This window comes from Allomuricauda sp. ARW1Y1 (genome assembly GCF_013407935.1).
Classification (GTDB): domain Bacteria; phylum Bacteroidota; class Bacteroidia; order Flavobacteriales; family Flavobacteriaceae; genus Flagellimonas.
The window spans coordinates 441751-461713 of sequence record NZ_JACBZU010000003.1; the positions used below are offsets into that span (position 1 = coordinate 441751).

The window sequence follows — 19963 nt, forward strand, 5'->3', positions numbered from 1 at the left end:
CATAAAATTCAGAAACTATGAAAACTTTAAAATTCAAAACGAATATCAATTGCGGTGGTTGCGTCTCTAAAGTGACCCCATTTTTAAACCAACAAGAAGGGGTAGAGAGTTGGGAAGTGGACACCACTAATCCTGATAAGATATTGACCATTAAAAGTGATGGTGCTTCGGAAGAAGCAGTAAAAGCTACCTTACAAAAAGTGGGGTTTAAGGCAGAGTCTGTAACGTAATACCCTCGATATGATATGGCTTACGTTATCCCCATAGGTGTCATTCTTCTTTTGATTGTTCACTTTTACAAAAAAGCACAACGGCGAAAGGTGCAGCCTTTTCCAGAGCATTGGCACGGGCTGTTGTTGGATAACGTGCTATATTATCGAAATCTTTCAAAGCAAAGGCAGGCGGTATTTCAGCAGCGAATGATGCAATTTTTGAGTGAAGTCTATATTGATGGCGTACAATTGGAATTGCAAGAGCTCGACAAGATTTTGATTGCCGCAAGCGCTGTAATACCTGTTTTTGGTTTTGAGGAATGGCATTATACCAATTTGAGCGGAATACTGTTATACCCAGACAATTTCAATGAGGATTTGCAATTTAGCAGTAAAGATAAGTCGCGTAATATTGGCGGAATTGTGGGAAACGGACGTTTTGAAAAGCAAATGATATTATCCAAGAAAGCATTATATCATGGCTTCAAGAACCAAAGCGATAAAAATAATACGGGCATTCACGAATTTGTACATCTCATTGATAAACTCGATGATTTCACGGATGGAATCCCAGAACGGCTGTTGGAGCACCAATACACAATTCCATGGTTAAAATTGATCCATAAGGAAATGGAAGCCATCAATGCCAATAAATCTGATATAAGAAACTATGGCGGAACGAATGAAGCGGAATTTTTCGCCGTGGCCACCGAGTATTTTTTTGAACGACCTGATTTACTCAAGAGAAAACATCCTGAACTTTATAGGATGTTGGTCGATTGTTTTAGGCAGGAATCTAGAGTTTTAGAAAAGGAACCTTTTAAGAAACCGATTTTTTAGTCTTGGGTAGAAAATCACCACAATGTAATTGCAAATTTGGATGTTTTTCCTGAACATGCTAAAAGATGGATGCGTAGGTTTTTTCTATACTTTCAATTTCCTCTTGGGATAATTGATCAAATTCTTTTGTCCTTTTGTTTTTCGATAGTTTTCCGCTGTTTTGATTGAGGAGCTTGATCAACAGATCTACTTTGTTATCGGGCAAATTGACCAACGCATTGATTTGATGCGTCATTTGGTCATATTTTTCCAGAAAATCCAGCTCTTCGGGGATGATCTTCTCAATGGTCTCCTCGACACATTCATAGAGAAACTCTGTCTGCGATGTGGCATCAAAATAACGATAGAGGTCGATGGTGTCGTTCAAGATTTCAACGTTGTGGTCAGGGGTCGGTTTCCATTCAATCAAATCAAGTCTGGGTGATGAGAAGTGTTCCAATATGTCTTGATACTCTCCGATTCGATTCAGTATGGCTGCTGAAATCGGAAAAATCATATCCCTCTGGGTGTAGCCCATGCGTACCAATATATGATGTATGATATACCGATGTATCCTGCCATTTCCGTCTGATAGGGGGTGGATGAACACAAAACCAAAAGCGATACTGGCCGCTGCCAAAACTGGGTCATAGCCACTGCCTTGCAGGAGGTTGTTGGTTTCGATCAATCCACCAAGCAATGATTGCAAATCTTTTGCCTTGGCCGAGATATGATCAGGCATTGGAAGTAAGCTCTCACGGTCATGTTCACCGATAAACCCTTCGCCTTTGCGAATGCCCATGTGCTTCAATTTCTTGGTGCCGATTACTATATCCTGAAGACGCTCTATCTCTTCAATCGTCAACGGCTTTTTACCTGCCTGTCCAATGGCCTTGCCCCAATTTCTTGCCCTCATGTTCGGAGGATATTCCCCTTCGATGGCAAAGGATGCTTTCGAATCTTTTAGCAAAAGAAATGCGGCCGTCCTTCGTATCAAGTCTTTATTTCTTCCCTTTAACCCTTTTTCCATGATTTCAGGAAATTTTGTAGAGGTGAAAGCCTCCAGCTTTTTGGTCTTACGTATCATGGGACAAAATTCCCTGATACCGGGCAAGTTATTCTTTACCCGATGCCTCGTACTATTTTCAACCGGACCCACATATTGATGCTTGGGACTTACAACTTCAACGTAGTTGCCGGTTTTTAAATCGGGAATGTCCAGCGTTTTATCGAAAAGCCATTCATACAGGAACCAGACCCTTCTGGAATATTGGCCCGTGGGCTCGTTCTGCATCATGCTCATTGCAGGGGTATGACCCACGGCCGAAAAAAACTCTTTTAAAATGAGCAAATCAATACCTTCATACTTCAGCGCAAAAGTGAGATGGCCTATGGCACTATCCTCGGGCATGTACCGTTTTGCAAATACCTGCCATTCTAGGGTATTGTACCGCTGTTGTTTTTCCGTTACAATGGCAAGTCGCTCCGGTAGCGGCAATCGTCTATTTCTTGTATCCTCGATAATTTGTAGCAGCCAACCATACCCGACCAAAATTCCTTCCTCTGGTAAGATCCTATCATGAAAAGCAGTTATTTTTCGTGAATATTGATTATTCATATATTTATTTCATGAAAAATAATTACAAATATAACATGAAAATTGGTTACTTTTCATGAAAAACAGTTATTAATGGTGAAATAACATGAAAACATGTTTCATATTATCGGAAGAGAGTTAGGCAAAACCAATAAGCCTTTCCAATTTCGGTAAATCGATAATTCTTTTGGTGTGGATAAAGGAGCCAAAAGCGATGCTTATTTCTGATGTTCCTTTTTGAACAGAATTTTATCAAAAGAGATTCGCTTGGTACTTATTTTAAAGAACTATTTACCTCTCTTGGGCTCACTACTTAATACCCTTAAAAAACTCTTCAAGTGTAATTCCGTGGATGGTAGTGATTTTCAGTAATGTAGTGATATTGAAATTACCACCTTTTTCTATGCGCCAATAATTTTTACGAGATAGGCCGTTATCGGTGGCAAAGGTCTCATAACTGCTATAACCCGAATTTATACGCAGCTCTTTGATGCGTTTCGCAATAGCCTTCTTTCTTTTATGGTTTTGTGAATTCATCTTCGGGGATGAATTTCCATAAAACGCCACAATAAAATTACGTCCTTAAGAGCGTGTTATTTCACAATTTATGATAGCTTTGTGTAAAAGGTGTAATTTCTTACAATAACAAATCATTAAGAATACAAAAACCAAATATATCTTTTGTGGCAATTCGGAGGCCTTGACCTTGTTTCACGAATCGAAAGAGAAATTGATGAAATCAGATTGCTACGATTACATGGTATTTCGAATTACCAAAAATGATGGGATGCAAGAAGAGAATTTTAACGAGTGGCAAGAGTGTTTTAAAATAGATGAGCTCACCTACCATCAGTTACATCATGACCTTTGTAAAAAATTGAGGGAGATGATCAAAAATCGCCAAGGCAAAAATTAAATTTCATATTGTACCTTTGAGATAATAATTCAAACATCGCGATATGCGAAAATACTTGCCGATGGTTGTATTTGTCCTTGGATTGATTTCCTGCGATAAAGACGATGACAATGTTGCCGAGGAGGATAGGGCAGAAGCCCTATTCGGCCAATGGGAGTATGAGGCCATAGGTTCCAACATCGCAGTCGATATTAACGGGGATGGCACAGTGAATGATGACTTTTATAATACAAACGAAATTCGGCAGTGCCTAAAGGATAATTTGACGTTTTTCAGCTCTCGGGGCCCTGGGGAAAAAAGTGCATTTTCCATTAATGAAAATGGGCTATCGTGTGGAGAGGTGCCAGCTTTTCAGAATGTAGAGGATGATACCTACGAGCTTATCAATAATGAGATTATCCGGTTTGATAACCGTAGCGACTGGACCATCATAGAATTTACGCAAAACCGACTAGTTGTTGAAGAAGAGGATTTTTTGGATGAGCGTAACGTAGTCATTACCTATGTCCTAAAAAGAAGTTAGCCCTAATGTTCTTGAGGTGCGCAAAAACAACCCCTTTACACCCTAACGACCCTCCCAGTCACTCTTTCACTCCATTGTCCATTGGTATCCCTGACCCTGACCTCAAAGTCCTGATCTAAATAACGTAGTCTGCTTTCTCTGGCCTCTTCCTCCAACAGAAAGTACCGGTCCACACCATTGCCCACGGCCTCATTATAGTTGAATACCCGGGTATCCCATCGATTGTCCCTTCTATTGTAAATCCTGATCTCCACACGGTCCAAGGTGGCGCCCCCATAGGCCTCGGAACATCCGATATCATAACAAGTATATATCCTTACCTGATAATCGCATCCATTGAGTCCCCCACAACTGACATTGTACTTTTCTCCTTTTACAAAAGCTACGGGCCTTCTCAATGTATCCACAAACGTGCTTCCGGTTTGAGATTCCCCCGTTGAGTTCTCCACCTCAAAATCAATGGTGAACGTATCCTGACTATCGGGATAAAAGGTGAGATTAGTGCTCCCATAGTTCAATGGAACGGTTTCACCTTCATCATATCGTGACCCAGAGAGAAGAAAATAACCCGCCCGATTACCCTCAAAGGAAAAGGTCATCGTATAGGAAACCGTATTGTCATGGGTGCCTATGGCATTGGTGATAACGGTTATATTGAATGCCTCCCCTTCAAGGCGTTCACCAGGAGCCTGACTTATGGTCAGATCGAATGGCTCGACGTATCGCTCATAATCGATATCCACGCTTTCGTTTTTGGGGACATTGGAAGAGGACATGGTGTTGAATACTATATTGTGCAGACCCTCCGAAAGGCCGGTATAGTTGCCCGAAAATGAACCAACGGGTACTGGGAATGCCTCTCCCGGGCCATAAGAGTTCCCGCCAATTTCAAAAGTACTGTTTGCGTTGCCGGTAGAATAGTACATGGTATACGTATCTCCGCCAAGGCCGATTTCAGTGATGTTGAAGTTAATGGGTACGGCCTCTCCAATAAATGCGCCGGGCGCCGTGGCATTTACCGTAAGAACATAGTCTTTCGGGCTGACATTGACCGTAATTGGGACAGGTTTTTCCAGCCCTGTCTCATTTTTGGCATAAAAAGTCATGCTGACCGTTCCCTCGCTGATGCCCTCCAAACTCCAATTGAAATTTCCCTTGGGAACATCGTAGCTATTGCCCGGGCTAACGGGGTTTCCATTGGTGTCCCTCAATAGTGCATTGCCGTTCATTGTAAACCGCATGGTATAGTCCGAAGACCCTACGGTTTCCGAAATATTGAAGTTTACCGAGGTCACCTCCCCAACAGAAATATCCGACTTTTGGATACCACCGGTGAAAGAAAAATCAACTTGTTGATATGCTATCGTTATAGGTGCCGTCGCATGGGTCACGCCCGATCCCGACTCGACGCTAAAGACCAGATTATGCTCACCGGGCTCAAAACCCGTATAGAATATATTGTTTATGTCCGCGGTCAAGTTAAATTTCTCCCCAGGGCCATAGGAGTTTCCGTTGATGCTTATCCCACCACTTTTTCCTGAGGTAAAGAATGCCTCATAGGTGTCATTGGTACCTTCAGGTTCCTCATCGATGTTCACAATGGCCGAAACGGGAATATTGGTAAATTCGGATGTTTTTGATGGCGTGAAGGTCACCTCGAATTCATTTTGCTTGATTTCCAGGTCGATGATGACCGGTTCAGAGGATTGTCCAAAGTTATCCGTTACCACAAAGGAGACTCTGTGGGTGTTGGTCGTTTCTGGAATATAGAACAGTGAGAAATTACCGAAGGCAACCGGATAATCGGTTGAATTTCGGAGCTCTGTACCGTTCATGTTGCGCACAATTCCGTTTCCCTCCAGAATTTCATAGGAGACGCTGTATTCTATATTGTTCGTGTTCCCATTGGATTTTATATTGAAGTTGAATTGGGTCCGTTCATTGATGAACACCGAATTACTTTCCGAGTTGCCGGAGAATGTGAACGGGATATTGGCGACCTCGATCTCGACACTGTCCCGTTTTTGCTGACCATTACTGTCCCGTACATCAAAATAGATTTTGCGCTTTCCCAGGTTCGTACTCGTAAATGAAAAATTATAAGTATCGGGGGCAATGGCTCTAAATTGCCCCGGTTCCATAACCCCGCCGTTCTGGTCCCTTACGGTTCCACCGCCCTCACTCGAATTGGAAAAGGAATGGGTAATCTCATAGGTCACATTCGAATTTTCATCCTGAGTTGCAAGGTCTATAGCAATGGCCAAATTGGTGTCGAGCTCCACCTGCGAAGAGGAAGCCGTTGTATTGAGCGTAAAACCAAGGTTGAGCACGGTCAATACCAATTCTTCGGTCAAGGTGGCGCCATCAGGGGCTTTGGCGGTAACGATCAGTTTATGTTCACCCAAATTCTCGGGTAGGTAAGATAGTTCGGAAATGCCTTTTGGCAGGAAAAATGGATTGCCCGCATCAAAAACCTCATCGCCCAAATATAACTTGCCTGAGCCGTTCTCGATCTGATACGTTATTTCAAAATCCCCTATGGTATCCGGACTTTCCGTTTCCTTATCACGTATAAGTGTAAGATTGACCGGGTTTTTTGAATTGATGATAAATTCGTTAAGTCCCTTGTTGAGCAAGAAACTGAAACTGGCATATTTGGCAAGGTGAAGCAGTTCCAATCTCTTTTCCCGTGCGTTGGAATCCCATGCCAAAAAGTTGATCTTGTGCATACCGGTATCAATAGCTACGTAATTATAGGCCCAATTTTTATCGGTTATGCTCAATGTGTCGTTCTCACGTATCGTGTCCCCCTCCATATTCAAAAAATAACCTTTTGCATTGGCTGCAGAGTACTTTAGGAAATAATTTATTGTAGAGATTTCCTTTTCCGGAACCAGGGAGAATGCGGTCCTGGTTTGTTCGAATACAAAACTTTCCTCCGGATGTTCCACCGAGAAGCTGAAATCGAAATCGTCCAGAATGACTTCCTCAAAATCCTTGCTGCAGGCAATCGCCAATATAGATAACAGGGTCAGAAGCCCCATAACTACTCTCGTAGGTGTATTTAGTTTTTTCATTTTCGATTGGTTTAAAACAGAAAGTAGCGGAGCCCGATACCGGCATAGGGATAAAAATTCCCAACATCGCTATTGACGTGGTAGTATTCATTGGCCTTGACCAAAAGGGAAAAATCGTTGCTTAAAGTCAGTTCCCCTTCAATACCAACATAGGCACCGTAAATGAACTTGCTGTCCGCGTCGATAATGGCTCCGGTTTCCAAAAGGCTGTTACCATTGTTGATGACCTCGTATCCGATGATGGCCCCACCACCAATGTTCAACGCATAACTTTTAAAAGTTCTTTGTTCCAGAACTTTGAAAAAATAGCCAGGTTGCACGGTAAATATGTTATAGGGTATGGCAAACGATCCTTTATCTTCTGCCACCGCCGCAAAAACACTTAGCTGGGCATAACGACTGCGGTTCAAATGGTAATTATAGGTGGCCATAATGCCAAAACCATCCTCGGCATAGCCACTACTTACACCTATTGACGAGGCATAATTCCCCTCTTGGGAATAGCCGGTAAGACATGCAAGGATTACTAAGATATTTATGAGTTTCTTCATATTCAGAAGTGTATGGGGTTGTTGATGATCTCATGTCCGATTTTTAGGGAAAGATTTCTGTTTCCGGATTCTTCGTCCAGTTCTACCACGACCTCTTTCTTTTCGTCCAAGGCAAATTTTTTAAATACGATCACAAAATGGTTCTCGCTTTTTCCGGCTACGGTTTTGGGCTGTTTATAGGTAAAAACAGGGGTAAGCTCCATTCGTTGGTTGCTACTACTGTTTCTATAATTCGTGGCTATCTGGTGCTTTATAAAGTTGATATCCAAATCAAGACCTTCCTTATTCTCAATACGAAATTGAAAATAGAGTTCATCTTGGTTGTAATAGACCCCCTTAAGCCAAAGGAATACGTTGTCCAACCTAGCGAAATACCGACTAATTTTGGCCTTGTCGAACTGCATATAATAGCATCGAAGCCGATAATATTCCATCGGGTCTTTTTCATAAAGCTCTTTCGTTGCCCTGTCTATGGAATTGTCGGGGTTTTGTGATGATTTTTCGGATAACTCAGGTACTACTTCTTTGACCTTATCTTCATCAATGCTAATCTCGGAAGACCTATTTCTATTTTGAGTACTTTTTTTAACTCCGTCAATGTTGGTAATGGCCATTTCGGGTTTGATATACCAAGTGAATTGCTTGGGCCGTTTGGTCAGTTTCAAAATGAAATCATAGACTAGTCCCGATTCCGTTATTACGGTATGGTTCGTAAAGTTTTTTTCATCGGGAGCAAGCTCGTCGTAATACAGTTTTAAGATTCTTCCATGGAATTTACTCCCACTAGACTTTGGAAGGTCGGCTATAAACCCAAAATCATTGCCGATGATACTTTCGGAAATATTTTCCGGAAATATCAAAATCGTCTTGTAATTTCTGGCAACCTCTAGCGTATCGCTACATTTCTGTGCAACACATGCTGAAACGAAAAAAAATGTGGATATGAAAAGTAATTTTCTTGCCATTCGTTCAGGTTTTGGGTACCAAATAAACACGGTCGCCGTTGACTAGTAGAATCTTGTCTTGTTGCCTGTATTTTTTCTTCTGGAAAAAATTGCCGAAAGAGCGTATAAGATTTCTGGTCATGGAAGTTTCCGAGAATTCGCCGACGGCTTCGGATAGTTCATTGATTCCTTGCTCTTGGACCTCTGCGTTAAATTCGTTCAGCAACTCGCCAGCGCGTTCATTGTGCAATCCGACCATACCATCCTCTTGGTCGATGGCCTTCAACAGAATTCTTGAATTGTCAATATTGGTTACTTCCAGCAAAACCCGTGAGCCCTGCAGATTCGATTGGGCATATACGAAAGTGTTCTTGGGGAATAGCTTGCCATTGAAGTTGACATCCTCCCGTAAGATAAGCGTGACCCGATTGCCGGGCAGGATAAATTGGTCACGATAGATAGCTGCATCAATGGAAATTGAACTAGCAACAGGTTTGTTTGAAGATTCCACATAGGGAGCGGAGTAGTCCTGACTTCGGGAGAGCCGTTCATCACGGGCTTCCAACATCATCTTTCGATATTCCAGTTTTTCTCGAAATTCAGTTTTTGGATTGGTAATCGATTCTTGTTCTGGCGGAAGTATAATTTCAGTCGAACTTGTCGATGGACTATCATCGAATGAAAAGGCGTTCAGCTCTTCCAGAACCTGTGCTAAAGAATCATTTTGCCGTTTGGCATCAACAATATTTTTTAAGATTCCAGTAGAACGAGACCGCTCCAGGGAATCCTGCTGTGACTTTTTATAAAGCTCATTGGGATCCTGTACTTCAAGTTCATTTTCCTGTCCAGGTAGGTGGTTATTGTAACCGTCATCCTTGGCCAATGGCTTGGTATCCTGTCCGAACGAACCCAGACTGTTCACCAAGAAATATATCGTCAGGAGAACTACGACGGGAGCCGATAGCGCAAATAATTTGTGCTGTCTAATCCATGTATTAAAAGTATCGCGGTCAAGTTTCATTGCAAATCATTGTTTTCCAAAACGTGGAATCGAATAATCTTTAGTCCGTTCAGGTTATTCGGTGTCGATTTGGTCTCCAAAAGAAAACCACTGGTCACTAGATTTCGATATTCCGTCCTTTCATTCTTGCGTATTTTTTGTTTTCCCATAAACCGAAAGGCAAATGGATAAGCGGAGTAATCAATCCATATCGAATCTTGTTCCACTTCAATGGAGTAGTCGCTCTTTGCGACATCCTCATAATAATTTTGGTCCAGCAGGCGATTGTAAAGCCGCTTGCCGGAGTGGTCTACCATATAGAGTGCCTTGCCCTCTATATTCCGTTTAATAAATCGTAGGTCGGGTTCTAGCGAAAAGAACAGTTCGTGGAAATTTATTAAATGCCCTTCGCACAAAATATCGAGCGCACGTTGGGGATTGTCGATGCGCACGGCGGCTAACTTCTGTCCGTTATCAAGCAAATAAAAACGGTTTTTTGCACTTTCGTTCGTCTTATACCCAAAGTAAATATTGAACAAAGTGCAACCCACCGTAAGAGCTAAAGATAAATAAAGTACCCTGTTGCTATTGGTACGAATCTTGTTTAAATCGTTGAAAATGTGATAAGTATCGTTCATCTGTTTATGTGTCATCGTTAAAAATCCATATTCATCGGTAAGGCGTTCACTGTATTAATGTTCTTACTCCCTTTGTAGCCCCTCCCGTCTTGGCATCAACTGCTGTTTGGGCAGCCTTTTTCGTATAGTGTTTTGTCTGCTCCTTTAAATGCCCTGCACTTACGTTCATACCCTGGACAATGAAGTTGGACAATACTGGTGCCTTGAGGTACATAAAAACGTTCATGAAAATCAAAAGTCCACTTGTAAGTACCAGCCCTAAATCGGCTTGTTCTCCCTGAAGTATCGAGCTAATGAGTTTGTCCAAAATGTTCAACATAAAATTGTCAATGAGGTAGAGCATAGGAATCCAGAGGCAAACGCTCATAAACTTTTGCAGCCATGCCTTCCACATACCACCGAATATGGGAATGAATGAAAGTCCAATGTTCAATGGGCCGAAAATGATAAGAACGAACAGATAGATGACCGACATTGCCTTAATACCTATGAATACTACGGCGGATATGACTGATGCAATCATAACCACCACGGAGGTTATGGAACTTAGAACGAACGCCTGAAAAGCTTCGGGGTCGGCACTCAGTAATACCCATGACCATGCATAGTCGGAAGAGGATTTGACTTGGGCCACCAAGACCTTCGTTTGCAACACATCCCAAGAAACATCATTGGCTTTGAAGGAGTTGCCGATTCCTTGATAGAATTCAAGGATGGTCATTGTGACTACCTTATAATTGAGCAATAAGGCAGCCAAGGGAACCCATTTCAGGTATTCCAAAAAAACCGCCCTTGTTCGGGGGTTTACGAAAACCTTCAGCCCAAGCAGGGCGATACCGATATAGGCGAACTGCTGGCCGATATCGACAATCGCATCGGTCGCCTCGAACGCGTCTGCGATGTACCGGTCGAACATTTCGTTGACCGTCTCGCGTATTCCCTTTTCCGTGACCTGCATTTTCTCCTTCTTATTCTTTGTTCATGTTTATCAAGGATAACTTGGCCTCCCGAAAAGCATTTATCTGTGAGAGTTTGTTATTATAGGCGATCAAACCGTCCAGAAGCTGTTCAAGTTTTGAGTTGATGCCGCTAACTTTCTTAAGACGTTCTTCAGGAAGGATGATGGATTTGGTTTTGATAATCCCATTACACTGTTTGAACAGGTTTTTGGCCTCTAAAATCGCATTGGCCGTGTAACCCGCAAACTCCTGAATTTCGTCTTGCTCTAAATGTTTCCATTTTTGGATGCTATTTTTAGAGCTTCTATAGGCTTCAAGAATTTTGTCCCTTAGCTCCATGGTCATACTGACATCCGTCGATTTCATTACATAATCGGGAGAAGTCTTTTTGGCATCGAGCTCTTCCTTTAGGATCTTTCTTGATTTGGAGGTCTCATTGTTGTTCTTTTCCATCAGGTTGATCAACCGCGCCAAATTCTTGTTGACGGCTTTTAGCTGGATATTGGTATTCATCAATTGGCTGTTGACCACGCCAACGCTGGCATTGGTTGCGGCATCTGTTACCGGAATTTGGCCTATCATGGCCATTGGGAATAGTAAGGATAGGTACAATAGTGTTTTTTTCATGTTTTCTGGTTTTGAAGGGAATTGGCATAGGCGTAAGCCTTTGCGGTCAGTTCCCAATTGTTATGATTGTTTCTGTATAGTTTTTCGATTCTCGAACTTTCTGTCGGATTTGTTTCGTAGATACATTTTTCTTCCAAAGAGGTTTCCACTCCGTACACCTTTACCTTGTCCATCCAACAAAAGGCGACCTCCCGCAGTTTTCTGCCTTTGGGCAAGTCTTTGTTGATGGAGAGAATGAGTTGTTTCTGTTTTTCGCCCAATCCCATAATGGCCTGGATCTTATCGAAGGATAGTGCAAAATCTCGCATGTCCAGAAACACTTTAATGTGCGAATTGACTACGATGGCATTTTTAATAATTTCCGAGGAAATGAAATCGCTTACTTTTTGGGATATAAAAATGGGCTGACCGCCTAATTTTCTTGCCATTCTTGATTGACCGTTGAAGTACGATTCCAGTTCTGGGGTAATCAAAGCTTTCCAAGCCTCATCAACCGCTATGATTTTATTGATGGATAGCTTGGATGGGTCGTGCATCTTCTTGTTGAAGATGTCCATTATCATCAAAGCGGTTATCGGAAACAACAAGTCGTTGTCAATCAGTTTTCCCAATTTGAAGTACACCACCTTTTCCTCGCTAAGCCCTGTAATCCTATCGTCCACTTTGTTCAACAAATTTCCCCTTGGACCTTCAGAGCCGTATTTTTCCAGTAGGAAAAGAAAAACATGGGGGTCGAACTTTTCCTTTGGGATTTTCTTGGTCCTAGTCAAAATCACGGCCTGCTCCTTGCAGTATGCAAAGAAAGTGTCGAATTTGAAGTTGGAATCCCCGTTCCGCCACATGGTTTCATAGTAGCGCGAAACCAAGAGTTCAAGAACGGTGTTTGTGACCTCTAGACCATTGCCCTTATTTTTATTATCTGTAATGAGTTTTAATAGGGATACCAGATGTAGCAACTTACCTTCCGTCAAAGCCTTTCCCTTGCCGGAAGATTCAATGAAGTCGTACTTGTCCAAAAGAAAGGGATTGAAAGTAAATGGACTGGCATCATCATGTTGTAGAATAACCCCACCGAACACCTCGGTCAGCTTGTCGTATGAATTGCCGTCCTCCATGATGACGGCCTCGCCACCTTGCCTCAGTTCAGAGGCGATATAGTGGTTGACATAGTAGGACTTGCCTCCACCGGACCCGGAGGCGACCAGCATACCACGGTTAAATATCCAATCTTTTTTCTCCGGTTCGCGGTACACGCTTACGGATAATGGGCGCCCTGAAATACGATCCACCAGACGCAAGCCTTCGACAGCTTCGGAGGAATCTTTATAGCCACCCTCAAAGTAGAGTAGGGCAGAGGCCATATCGCTGGGCATGGGCATGTACATATCAGAGGAAATGCCGATACCGTTTCCCGGCACCCCTGCAAAAAATAGGTTCTTCCGGTCTATGGTATTTTGTTTCGCATTTATTTTCAATTTCTTGAAAGCGGATGCGATGTCGTTTTCCATTTGTCGTTGACGGTCTTTTTCCTCTTCAAAACCGAATACGTTCAGATGGTAAAAGACCGTTTCCCTATGGCTTTCAAGAACGTCTTTGGTGTATTCATATATTTGGTTGGCGTAGATAGTGTTGCTGTCATCCCACCTCCCCGAACCGAACCGCTGAAAGTTTTTGGCTTTTTTTCGAAGTCCTGCCAAAACTTTTTCTTGGTTCGGCACATAAATGTATTGGTTGATGATATGTTCATGGGGCACCTTAAAGCCCAATGAAAAAAGGTTTCCTATTGGAAAACGATTGTGCCGAGTCGTGAACTTGCCGTATAGTTCGTGAGAGCCGATATGGTCTTTGGTAAACTGGTCTAAGTTTTCAAGCGTGAAAAAACGCCCTTGTTTGCGCCCTATGTTAACCGTGTTGCCGCTAAAATCAACATCCCGCAGGTTCGTATTTCTTTCGGACAGTCCGAAGTATTTAGCATACAGCCCATTTTCAGAAAACAGGTCCTCGTATTCCAATATTTTCGATTTGACCAGTCCGGTAGCATTAATCAAGTTATTGACGTTCGCCACCTGATTCTCGAAATGGGCCAAGGCGTCCGTATCAATAAATTCCGTGGGAACGGTTTGGTTCAAATAGAAATCCCTGTTCTTTCCCAAGAAACTGTTCGCCCGTTTGGAGCTGTAGTTGATATAGTTTTTGGGAACTATGCTGATATACAGATAATGGGTTCCTATTAAATAAGGGCGATCTTCAAAATGGTGTTCGTTGGCCCGCTCCAAAAAGTCCCCTTGCTGACGTTCCTTGATAGGATTGTAATTCTCCTGAAGGAAAAAGTCCTGTCTGTGGAGTAATCGGTCCGGTCCCAAAACTGCGATAATATTGAAGAACTGCTCCTGTAGGATTCCATATTCCGAGGCATCCAAAGTAAATACTTCGGGAAGCTCCAATTGCAAGGGAATCGTTACGCACCCTTTTTCCTTAGCGATTAGGGATTGCCGTTCATACCCGTATATGGGGAAGGCGTCCCAAAGTGCTACCTGTTTTTCCATAGCACTAGGTTTTTAAAGGAATTGGAAACTTTAATGGCATTGGGTCTTTGGGAATCTGCCAGTTTTTTGACAAACCCGTTTGCCCCATAGGTACGGGAATAGAATAGCAAAACAAGGAAAATGATTACGATAACGATAGCTATCAAGAGCAAGGCATAGACCATTGGAATAAAAGTGGAAAGCACCAGACCCAATAGTATGGCCGTTAGTACCAAATACAGACAATACATAATGTATTTGGCCTTCAGTCCTTTATATAGGACATCCTTTTGCAGTCCCTTTTGGATAGGGATGTAATGATTCTCCATAAGACGGGAAATTTAAATATTGGCAATCTCCTCGCCGATGGCGATCAATGCAAAAAAGATGGCAATACCAATGACGGCCTTTCCCAACTTGTTGGCAAGGTCGGTCTGTTGATCGCGGATATACAGATAGGCAAGCCCTGTTATCGCAATGGCGACGCCGGCAATAATCTTGATGATGTCCACTATCTCACGGGAAAGGGTCTTTGAATCGTTCTTGAAGTCCTGCGCCTCTTGTAGAAGCTGTTCAAATTGCCCGAAGGAGCAAATAGGAATGCAAATCAAGATTAGAATTAGTAGAAAGGGTTCAGGTTTCGGAATCCGGCGGGTCATCTTCCGCCATATCCGTGTTGCGGATAATTTTGAGCTTTTCATGCTTTTTGCGAGTTAAGGAATTTGAATCATCATCCAATGAACCCTCTTTAAAAGCTTCCAGAAGTTTTGAAGTGTCTTCCACTTCATCGATCTGGTCGAGTACAGCTCCTAAATCCGTCTGTTCATTATTTGATTTATTTACAAATTTATTATTTAAATGCAAATAAGCAAGTTTTTCTGAATCTTTTTTATTTGAAGTTCTTTTTTTCTTGAGCAAAACCCAGGCAACATATCCGTAATAGATAAGGGCCAAGCCTATCAATATGTACCAGTAATTGCTCATTCTTGTTTTTACTCCTGTTCAATAAGGTTTAGGAGTTTTCTATATTTTTGATGAATAAAATCTTCCAAGACCTTTCGCATCAAATCATTGCGATGAGTCTTAATATCCAGTTTATAGGATGCCCCCCGTGCCAATTTCTCATATTTGGCCATGCAATCCCTACTTAGGGAGAGTACAAACGATTCCTTTTTGTCCCTATAGTTTTCTGTGTTCAGAAACTTTTCGAACTTTTGGACGGCGTACCCATTCCCATCCGGTGCGTTTTCAAACTGTTTTGGCTTGAAATCTTTATTGGTGGCCTTTTCGTCCTTTTCTCTAACGGATTTTGGCACAAAATGTTGTTTTTCCTCTTGGCTCCATTTGTCTGGCGAACGTTCGTTTTTCAATCCTTCCAGAACATCAACGGTTGCCTTATTTTTTTCCGCCATCTTTTGGATGAGGCCAAGCGTGTCTATCTTCCGTTCTTTTTTCATCGTTCTGCTTTTTACTGCGTTAATTGGGCAACTTCCTCAAAAAAATGCTTGATGTCCTTTGAGCCCAATTCCTTATGGTCGGGAATGGGGTAGAGGGTGTTTCGGTAACGTTCCTTGTAAATGGTCTTGTCCTTGACCACACTTTTCATCATCGGTATATCCGCGTTCAGGAACTGTTGGCGTAGCACCGCGAACTTGTTTTTCTTGACCAACTTGTATTTGTTGAAGAATAAGTGGATACTTTTCAGTATGCGCTCATCATTGTCCAGGAAATTGTTTTTCAGGGTAAAATAGAAGTGGGAAGTACTGTCGATTTCCAACTCGTCATGATCGAATGGTACGAAAACGTGCTCCACATATAACAGACCTTTTACCATTTCTACGTTCAAACTCCCGGGAAGATCAAGAATGATATAGTCCACGAGGCCATAGTGCTTCGTTATGGCGTCCTGTAGGTTAGCAACGGTAACTGGTTCTATGGGATAAAGTTCCATGGATTGCCTTTCCTCTTCGTCCAGCGATTCCAATTCGCGCTCTCTTTTGTTGTAAATAGAGTATTGGGGGTTGTCGGCATCCAACAGTACCACTTTTTTGCCCTTGGCATAAAAAAGGTCGGACGCTAGGATGATGTTCAAGGTCGTTTTTCCGATACCTCCTTTTTCGCCAACGACACTAATGATCTTTGTTTCCATAATTCGAGAATTGTTTCGTTCATTGATTAAATAATTAATGTATTGATGAAGGCCGTAACCAATGAATTACATACCTAAACAATTATATAAATAATGATGAATATAGAATTATAAAATATTAATAAACAAGTATTTATAAATTATTTTTTGACGTAAAACCATATAAGACCATGTGGAATCAAATGGATCCAGGAACCAAATCGATATGGTCTAATGAAAATAATTTTTTCGTGAAATTGCATAGGGAAAGCTAACCAAGACTCCATTAATGAAACAGTATTTTTATGCCCTGATTAGGGATATTTCAGATGGATAATTATTCATATTCCATAAAAACACTAATTGTTTTATTAATAGGAAAATTTTGAAATGGGGCCATTTCATGTGTTTCCAAAGTTCCTGTGGAAGCCAAGGAAGCCTATCGGCACCCTTGGCCCCCTCGGAACCATACAAAAGCCCATGGGACGAAATCGTCCCATGCACTTTTTTGGCCCATCCAAAGAAAACTTAGGTTCATTTTCTACCCTATTCCATGATTATAGATTCCCAAATCAGACCATTTAAAAGTTAAATCTATACCCATTTGACCCCATATGCCCCAATATGGTTTTATAGTTTAAATAATTGATTATTAATTAGTTATATTCAAATCGAATCGCTTATATTTATCCGTGAAACGGATAGCAAGCTGTATTCTAAGTTACTTAGAATTGTCTACTTCTGACGAAGTGTTTTGCTTTAAAAGCATTGAAAATGGAACAGGGAAAAAGAGGTCGAAAGCGACTAGGGAAAAAGAAGCGATACCATAACGTAATGCTCCGTTTCAACGATTCGGAATATTCTAAACTGAAATTAATCTGCGAATCCTATGACCTTGACCCTTCAAAAAGGGGAACCATAAGTCCATTGTTAAGAAGGCTTGTACTGAACCAAAAGGCTGATGAAAAAGACAAGCTTCCCAATACTTCAAATCTGGCATACCAAATCAATAGGATTGGGAACAACATCAACCAATTGGTCAAATTGGCGCACCACAAGAATTTTAGGAATCCGAACAGCCTTTTGGATGTCGAGATACGAAAGACCAACGAACTTTTAAATACCCTCATAGGGATTGTTTTTGAAAAAGAACCACAATGATCGGGAATATTATATACGGAGAGACCTGTCAGGGAACATTGAAATATGTCTTTGGCAAGGTAGGCATGCGCATACTCGGTTATGGGAATATGTGTTCCGAAGACATATCGACAAAATTCTTCGGAGATGTCCTCTTTTTTCAGGGACAGCGTAACGCCACCAAAAACCGTTTCGCCCATATTAGTCTGAGCCTTCCACATGGGGAACACCTTGATGATGCAATTTTTTTTAAAATTACCAAAGAATATATGCAGGGCATGGGCTACGGTGAACAGCCCTATGTCGTGGTCAGGCATACCGATACCAAACACGAACACGTACACATCGTGACCACGAACGTAAAGGAAGATGGAAAGGTGCTCAGCATCTTTAACAGCTATCGACGGAACATCGCGGCTCACCAACATCTCGAAAAAAAGTACGGACTATCGCCATCCCCTAGCACCAAACAGGAAAGGGAACTTCCAATCTATCGCTTTCCGGAATATCAGTTTAAGCCCAATGATGCCCAAGGTACCCGATTCTATATACAAGATGTACTCAACGGTCTATTGCATAAACACAAGGTGCGGAGTTTTACCGAGTTAAAACACTTGGCAAAGCCCTACCATATCATGGTAAAAACAATCACCAATGATAACGGCAGGGTAGGGGTAGCCTATGGAATCGATAATCAAAAGAAATACAGGACCCAATTTATAAATGGGTCGGTCGTACATCCAAAGTTAAGCGGACCGAAACTTGCCGCCTTTTTTAAAAAGAATTCCAAATCAAAGCTGTTGCCGATACATCGAAAGCGTTTGGAAAAGCAGTTGATTACTACCTTTAAACTTTTTGAAAGTATACGACACGAAGATCTGCCAGATGTGCTAAAGTCCTATCAGAATATCGACTGCGAGCTGTTGTACGATAAGATCGGGCCGGTAAAGGAATTGGTCATTTATGACAAATCGGGTTATGTCTTTTCCGGCTCCGAAATCAGTTCCAAAAAAGACTTTATCCAACATCCCAGATTAGCGAGCGATATGACCGGTGACACTTCCTTGGATCGAAACGGAAAGCAATTTTTGCTTGAAATCCGTAAACTGATAAAAAATGCTTTTTACGAATCGTATTTGAATTCGAATAAAAGCAACAGGCTCTTATCGGAATTTGTGCTAACGAAAAACCTGAACGACCTGCTTCCCAATATCGTAGGTTCGGAGCGTTATTCTTTCCTGAATTATTATATGGGCAAGGAAAGCGACGAAAACCTATTGAAAGTACTGAAAAACGAATTCGAGGACACACGAAAGGAACTCCATGAAGTGGAATCAAGAAAAGAAGCCAAAACCTTGGAAGAAAGGGTTTCCTTATTCAAAAAAGTGTTGGAGATGGATGTATTCAACGCCTCCGAAAATAAAAGTCTTCAATTTTATCTATTACAGGGTTTAGGACTCAATTATGCTGATAGTGAAGTGTCTTTTGGTAATTCCCATTCCTTTTCTTTTGCAATAGGGGGTTACCATATTCCAAAGGAGAGCAAAAACTATATATCCACCGGCAGTATCAATCAGAACGTAAAAGTGCTCGAAATGCTTACCGGAGCTGAAAAAGGCCGGGGAACGGATTTAAGCGCGACTTCTTTCTTTCTGCCATTATTACTGCCCGAACTTTATGGTTCGATGAACCTCGGATACCAAAAACAGTTCGAAATCCATAGTTTAAAGGCATATCTGAGAACGGCGGAGCAGTTCAATATCCATCTAGAAAAATCGCCCATCGATTATATAAATTTGTTTAATGCCAAGGGATTTTATTTTGAGAATAAAGAGGGAGTTCTGCACCTAAGCTCACACTATTCAAAAAATGAAACCGGTATTCCGCTTTCCAAGAAAACCCAGGCATATCTAAAATCCAGTCCGGATTTGGATGCTGTCCTGGCCAATCAAATGGAGTCCGTCAACATATTGAACTCGGAAGGTCAATTGGACCTTAAAAATTTGTGGGTTTCCTATCTGATTGAAAGAGGGTTTTATAACAGGGCCGCTTACGTGATGGTTCACGAAGGTGTTAGACCGAATTTACATCGGGAGGCATTGGAATATCACATGGATAAAGGATTACGGATTAGCATACATAAGCTATCAAATACGAAAATCAATGCGCAACAAGCTGCTATTTTGCTCAAAACCGTGTATGCCTTTAGTTCGCTTTTGGGAGGAAAATATAGGGAGAAAGAGGCATTCAATGGGTTTAAAGATGAGTTTACGGATTATTCCAAGCGCAGGAATATTTTTATGTAGG

The 19963-nt window shown here is 41.8% G+C and carries 21 protein-coding genes; 6 read left to right on the forward strand and 15 right to left on the reverse strand.

Annotation, left to right across the window (positions count from 1 at the left end; genetic code table 11):
- Positions 1-17 precede the first annotated feature (17 nt).
- A complete protein-coding gene (locus GGE08_RS10895) occupies positions 18-230 on the forward strand; it encodes a heavy-metal-associated domain-containing protein (protein WP_179384908.1) in 213 nt (70 codons plus the stop codon).
- A gap of 15 nt (positions 231-245) precedes the next feature.
- Complete coding sequence (locus GGE08_RS10900; RefSeq protein WP_179384909.1) at positions 246-1052, forward strand: zinc-dependent peptidase; 807 nt, start codon at positions 246-248, stop codon at positions 1050-1052.
- Positions 1053-1110: 58 nt separating this feature from the next.
- On the opposite strand, the gene GGE08_RS10905 is transcribed toward GGE08_RS10900, so the two are convergent.
- Together GGE08_RS10905 and GGE08_RS10910 are read right to left on the reverse strand one after the other, a co-directional pair.
- Complete coding sequence (locus GGE08_RS10905) at positions 1111-2649, reverse strand: Fic family protein (RefSeq protein ID WP_179384910.1); 1539 nt, start codon at positions 2647-2649, stop codon at positions 1111-1113.
- 288 nt (positions 2650-2937) lie between these two features.
- On the reverse strand, positions 2938-3165 hold the full coding sequence (locus GGE08_RS10910) for a helix-turn-helix domain-containing protein (protein ID WP_179384911.1): 228 nt from the start codon (positions 3163-3165) through the stop codon (positions 2938-2940).
- A 196-nt stretch (positions 3166-3361) separates the two neighbouring features.
- Between GGE08_RS10910 and GGE08_RS10915 the strand changes: the two genes are divergently transcribed.
- Together GGE08_RS10915 and GGE08_RS10920 are read left to right on the forward strand one after the other, a co-directional pair.
- Positions 3362-3544, forward strand: coding sequence for a hypothetical protein (locus GGE08_RS10915; RefSeq protein WP_179384912.1), 183 nt, complete (start codon positions 3362-3364; stop codon positions 3542-3544).
- Between the two features lie 43 nt (positions 3545-3587).
- Positions 3588-4067: a hypothetical protein gene (locus GGE08_RS10920; RefSeq protein ID WP_179384913.1), complete on the forward strand. Its 480-nt coding sequence runs from the start codon at positions 3588-3590 to the stop codon at positions 4065-4067.
- A 35-nt stretch (positions 4068-4102) separates the two neighbouring features.
- Here GGE08_RS10920 and GGE08_RS10925 read toward each other — a convergent pair whose 3' ends face one another.
- The 13 genes from GGE08_RS10925 to GGE08_RS10985 all read right to left on the reverse strand — a co-directional run bounded on the left by GGE08_RS10925 (position 4103) and on the right by GGE08_RS10985 (position 16537).
- Positions 4103-7144: a TraQ conjugal transfer family protein gene (locus tag GGE08_RS10925; protein WP_179384914.1), complete on the reverse strand. Its 3042-nt coding sequence runs from the start codon at positions 7142-7144 to the stop codon at positions 4103-4105.
- A gap of 11 nt (positions 7145-7155) precedes the next feature.
- Positions 7156-7695, reverse strand: coding sequence for a conjugal transfer protein TraO (locus tag GGE08_RS10930; protein ID WP_179384915.1), 540 nt, complete (start codon positions 7693-7695; stop codon positions 7156-7158).
- A gap of 2 nt (positions 7696-7697) precedes the next feature.
- Positions 7698-8660 carry a DUF4138 domain-containing protein gene (locus GGE08_RS10935; protein ID WP_179384916.1) on the reverse strand — a complete coding sequence of 321 codons (963 nt, stop codon included), beginning with the start codon at positions 8658-8660 and terminating at the stop codon, positions 7698-7700.
- Between the two features lie 4 nt (positions 8661-8664).
- Complete coding sequence (traM, locus tag GGE08_RS10940) at positions 8665-9660, reverse strand: conjugative transposon protein TraM (protein WP_179384917.1); 996 nt, start codon at positions 9658-9660, stop codon at positions 8665-8667.
- Positions 9657-10121: a hypothetical protein gene (locus tag GGE08_RS10945; RefSeq protein ID WP_179384918.1), complete on the reverse strand. Its 465-nt coding sequence runs from the start codon at positions 10119-10121 to the stop codon at positions 9657-9659. Before GGE08_RS10945 ends, traM begins: the two co-directional genes overlap by 4 nt.
- Positions 10122-10323: 202 nt before the next feature.
- Entirely contained in the window at positions 10324-11235 is a 912-nt protein-coding gene (locus GGE08_RS10950; RefSeq protein ID WP_179384919.1) for a hypothetical protein, read from the reverse strand.
- A 10-nt stretch (positions 11236-11245) separates the two neighbouring features.
- Positions 11246-11863 (reverse strand): hypothetical protein, encoded by a 618-nt coding sequence (locus GGE08_RS10955; RefSeq protein WP_179384920.1) that lies wholly within the window; start codon positions 11861-11863, stop codon positions 11246-11248.
- The gene (locus GGE08_RS10960; RefSeq protein WP_179384921.1) at positions 11860-14409 is read right to left on the reverse strand and encodes a TraG family conjugative transposon ATPase; all 2550 of its coding nucleotides are present in this window, start codon (positions 14407-14409) and stop codon (positions 11860-11862) included. The genes GGE08_RS10955 and GGE08_RS10960 overlap by 4 nt, the downstream gene beginning before the upstream one ends.
- Positions 14394-14717 carry a DUF4133 domain-containing protein gene (locus tag GGE08_RS10965; protein ID WP_179384922.1) on the reverse strand — a complete coding sequence of 108 codons (324 nt, stop codon included), beginning with the start codon at positions 14715-14717 and terminating at the stop codon, positions 14394-14396. Before GGE08_RS10965 ends, GGE08_RS10960 begins: the two co-directional genes overlap by 16 nt.
- A gap of 12 nt (positions 14718-14729) precedes the next feature.
- Complete coding sequence (locus GGE08_RS10970) at positions 14730-14999, reverse strand: hypothetical protein (RefSeq protein ID WP_179384923.1); 270 nt, start codon at positions 14997-14999, stop codon at positions 14730-14732.
- Between the two features lie 22 nt (positions 15000-15021).
- A complete protein-coding gene (locus GGE08_RS10975; RefSeq protein ID WP_179384924.1) occupies positions 15022-15372 on the reverse strand; it encodes a cbb3-type cytochrome c oxidase subunit 3 in 351 nt (116 codons plus the stop codon).
- 8 nt (positions 15373-15380) lie between these two features.
- On the reverse strand, positions 15381-15845 hold the full coding sequence (locus tag GGE08_RS10980; protein WP_179384925.1) for a hypothetical protein: 465 nt from the start codon (positions 15843-15845) through the stop codon (positions 15381-15383).
- Positions 15846-15856: 11 nt separating this feature from the next.
- Positions 15857-16537, reverse strand: a complete 681-nt coding sequence (locus tag GGE08_RS10985) for a ParA family protein (RefSeq protein ID WP_179384926.1) — start codon at positions 16535-16537, stop codon at positions 15857-15859.
- A gap of 753 nt (positions 16538-17290) precedes the next feature.
- On the opposite strand from GGE08_RS10985, the gene mobC reads away from it, so the two are divergent.
- Both mobC and GGE08_RS10995 read left to right on the forward strand, forming a co-directional pair.
- A complete protein-coding gene (gene mobC, locus GGE08_RS10990) occupies positions 17291-17677 on the forward strand; it encodes a plasmid mobilization relaxosome protein MobC (protein ID WP_179384927.1) in 387 nt (128 codons plus the stop codon).
- A complete protein-coding gene (locus tag GGE08_RS10995) occupies positions 17674-19962 on the forward strand; it encodes a relaxase/mobilization nuclease domain-containing protein (protein WP_179384928.1) in 2289 nt (762 codons plus the stop codon). Before mobC ends, GGE08_RS10995 begins: the two co-directional genes overlap by 4 nt.
- Position 19963 lies beyond the last annotated feature (1 nt).

What these genes read in the sequence shown, in the direction of transcription:
- GGE08_RS10895 (WP_179384908.1), top strand. Translation starts at nt 18, where the DNA reads ATGAAAACTTTAAAATTCAAAACGAATATCAATTGCGGTGGTTGCGTC.
- GGE08_RS10900 (WP_179384909.1), top strand. Translation starts at nt 246, where the DNA reads ATGGCTTACGTTATCCCCATAGGTGTCATTCTTCTTTTGATTGTTCAC.
- GGE08_RS10905 (WP_179384910.1), bottom strand. Translation starts at nt 2,649, where the DNA reads ATGAATAATCAATATTCACGAAAAATAACTGCTTTTCATGATAGGATC.
- GGE08_RS10910 (WP_179384911.1), bottom strand. Translation starts at nt 3,165, where the DNA reads ATGAATTCACAAAACCATAAAAGAAAGAAGGCTATTGCGAAACGCATC.
- GGE08_RS10915 (WP_179384912.1), top strand. Translation starts at nt 3,362, where the DNA reads ATGAAATCAGATTGCTACGATTACATGGTATTTCGAATTACCAAAAAT.
- GGE08_RS10920 (WP_179384913.1), top strand. Translation starts at nt 3,588, where the DNA reads ATGCGAAAATACTTGCCGATGGTTGTATTTGTCCTTGGATTGATTTCC.
- GGE08_RS10925 (WP_179384914.1), bottom strand. Translation starts at nt 7,144, where the DNA reads ATGAAAAAACTAAATACACCTACGAGAGTAGTTATGGGGCTTCTGACC.
- GGE08_RS10930 (WP_179384915.1), bottom strand. Translation starts at nt 7,695, where the DNA reads ATGAAGAAACTCATAAATATCTTAGTAATCCTTGCATGTCTTACCGGC.
- GGE08_RS10935 (WP_179384916.1), bottom strand. Translation starts at nt 8,660, where the DNA reads ATGGCAAGAAAATTACTTTTCATATCCACATTTTTTTTCGTTTCAGCA.
- traM (WP_179384917.1), bottom strand. Translation starts at nt 9,660, where the DNA reads ATGAAACTTGACCGCGATACTTTTAATACATGGATTAGACAGCACAAA.
- GGE08_RS10950 (WP_179384919.1), bottom strand. Translation starts at nt 11,235, where the DNA reads ATGCAGGTCACGGAAAAGGGAATACGCGAGACGGTCAACGAAATGTTC.
- GGE08_RS10955 (WP_179384920.1), bottom strand. Translation starts at nt 11,863, where the DNA reads ATGAAAAAAACACTATTGTACCTATCCTTACTATTCCCAATGGCCATG.
- GGE08_RS10960 (WP_179384921.1), bottom strand. Translation starts at nt 14,409, where the DNA reads ATGGAAAAACAGGTAGCACTTTGGGACGCCTTCCCCATATACGGGTAT.
- GGE08_RS10965 (WP_179384922.1), bottom strand. Translation starts at nt 14,717, where the DNA reads ATGGAGAATCATTACATCCCTATCCAAAAGGGACTGCAAAAGGATGTC.
- GGE08_RS10975 (WP_179384924.1), bottom strand. Translation starts at nt 15,372, where the DNA reads ATGAGCAATTACTGGTACATATTGATAGGCTTGGCCCTTATCTATTAC.
- GGE08_RS10980 (WP_179384925.1), bottom strand. Translation starts at nt 15,845, where the DNA reads ATGAAAAAAGAACGGAAGATAGACACGCTTGGCCTCATCCAAAAGATG.
- GGE08_RS10985 (WP_179384926.1), bottom strand. Translation starts at nt 16,537, where the DNA reads ATGGAAACAAAGATCATTAGTGTCGTTGGCGAAAAAGGAGGTATCGGA.
- mobC (WP_179384927.1), top strand. Translation starts at nt 17,291, where the DNA reads ATGGAACAGGGAAAAAGAGGTCGAAAGCGACTAGGGAAAAAGAAGCGA.
- GGE08_RS10995 (WP_179384928.1), top strand. Translation starts at nt 17,674, where the DNA reads ATGATCGGGAATATTATATACGGAGAGACCTGTCAGGGAACATTGAAA.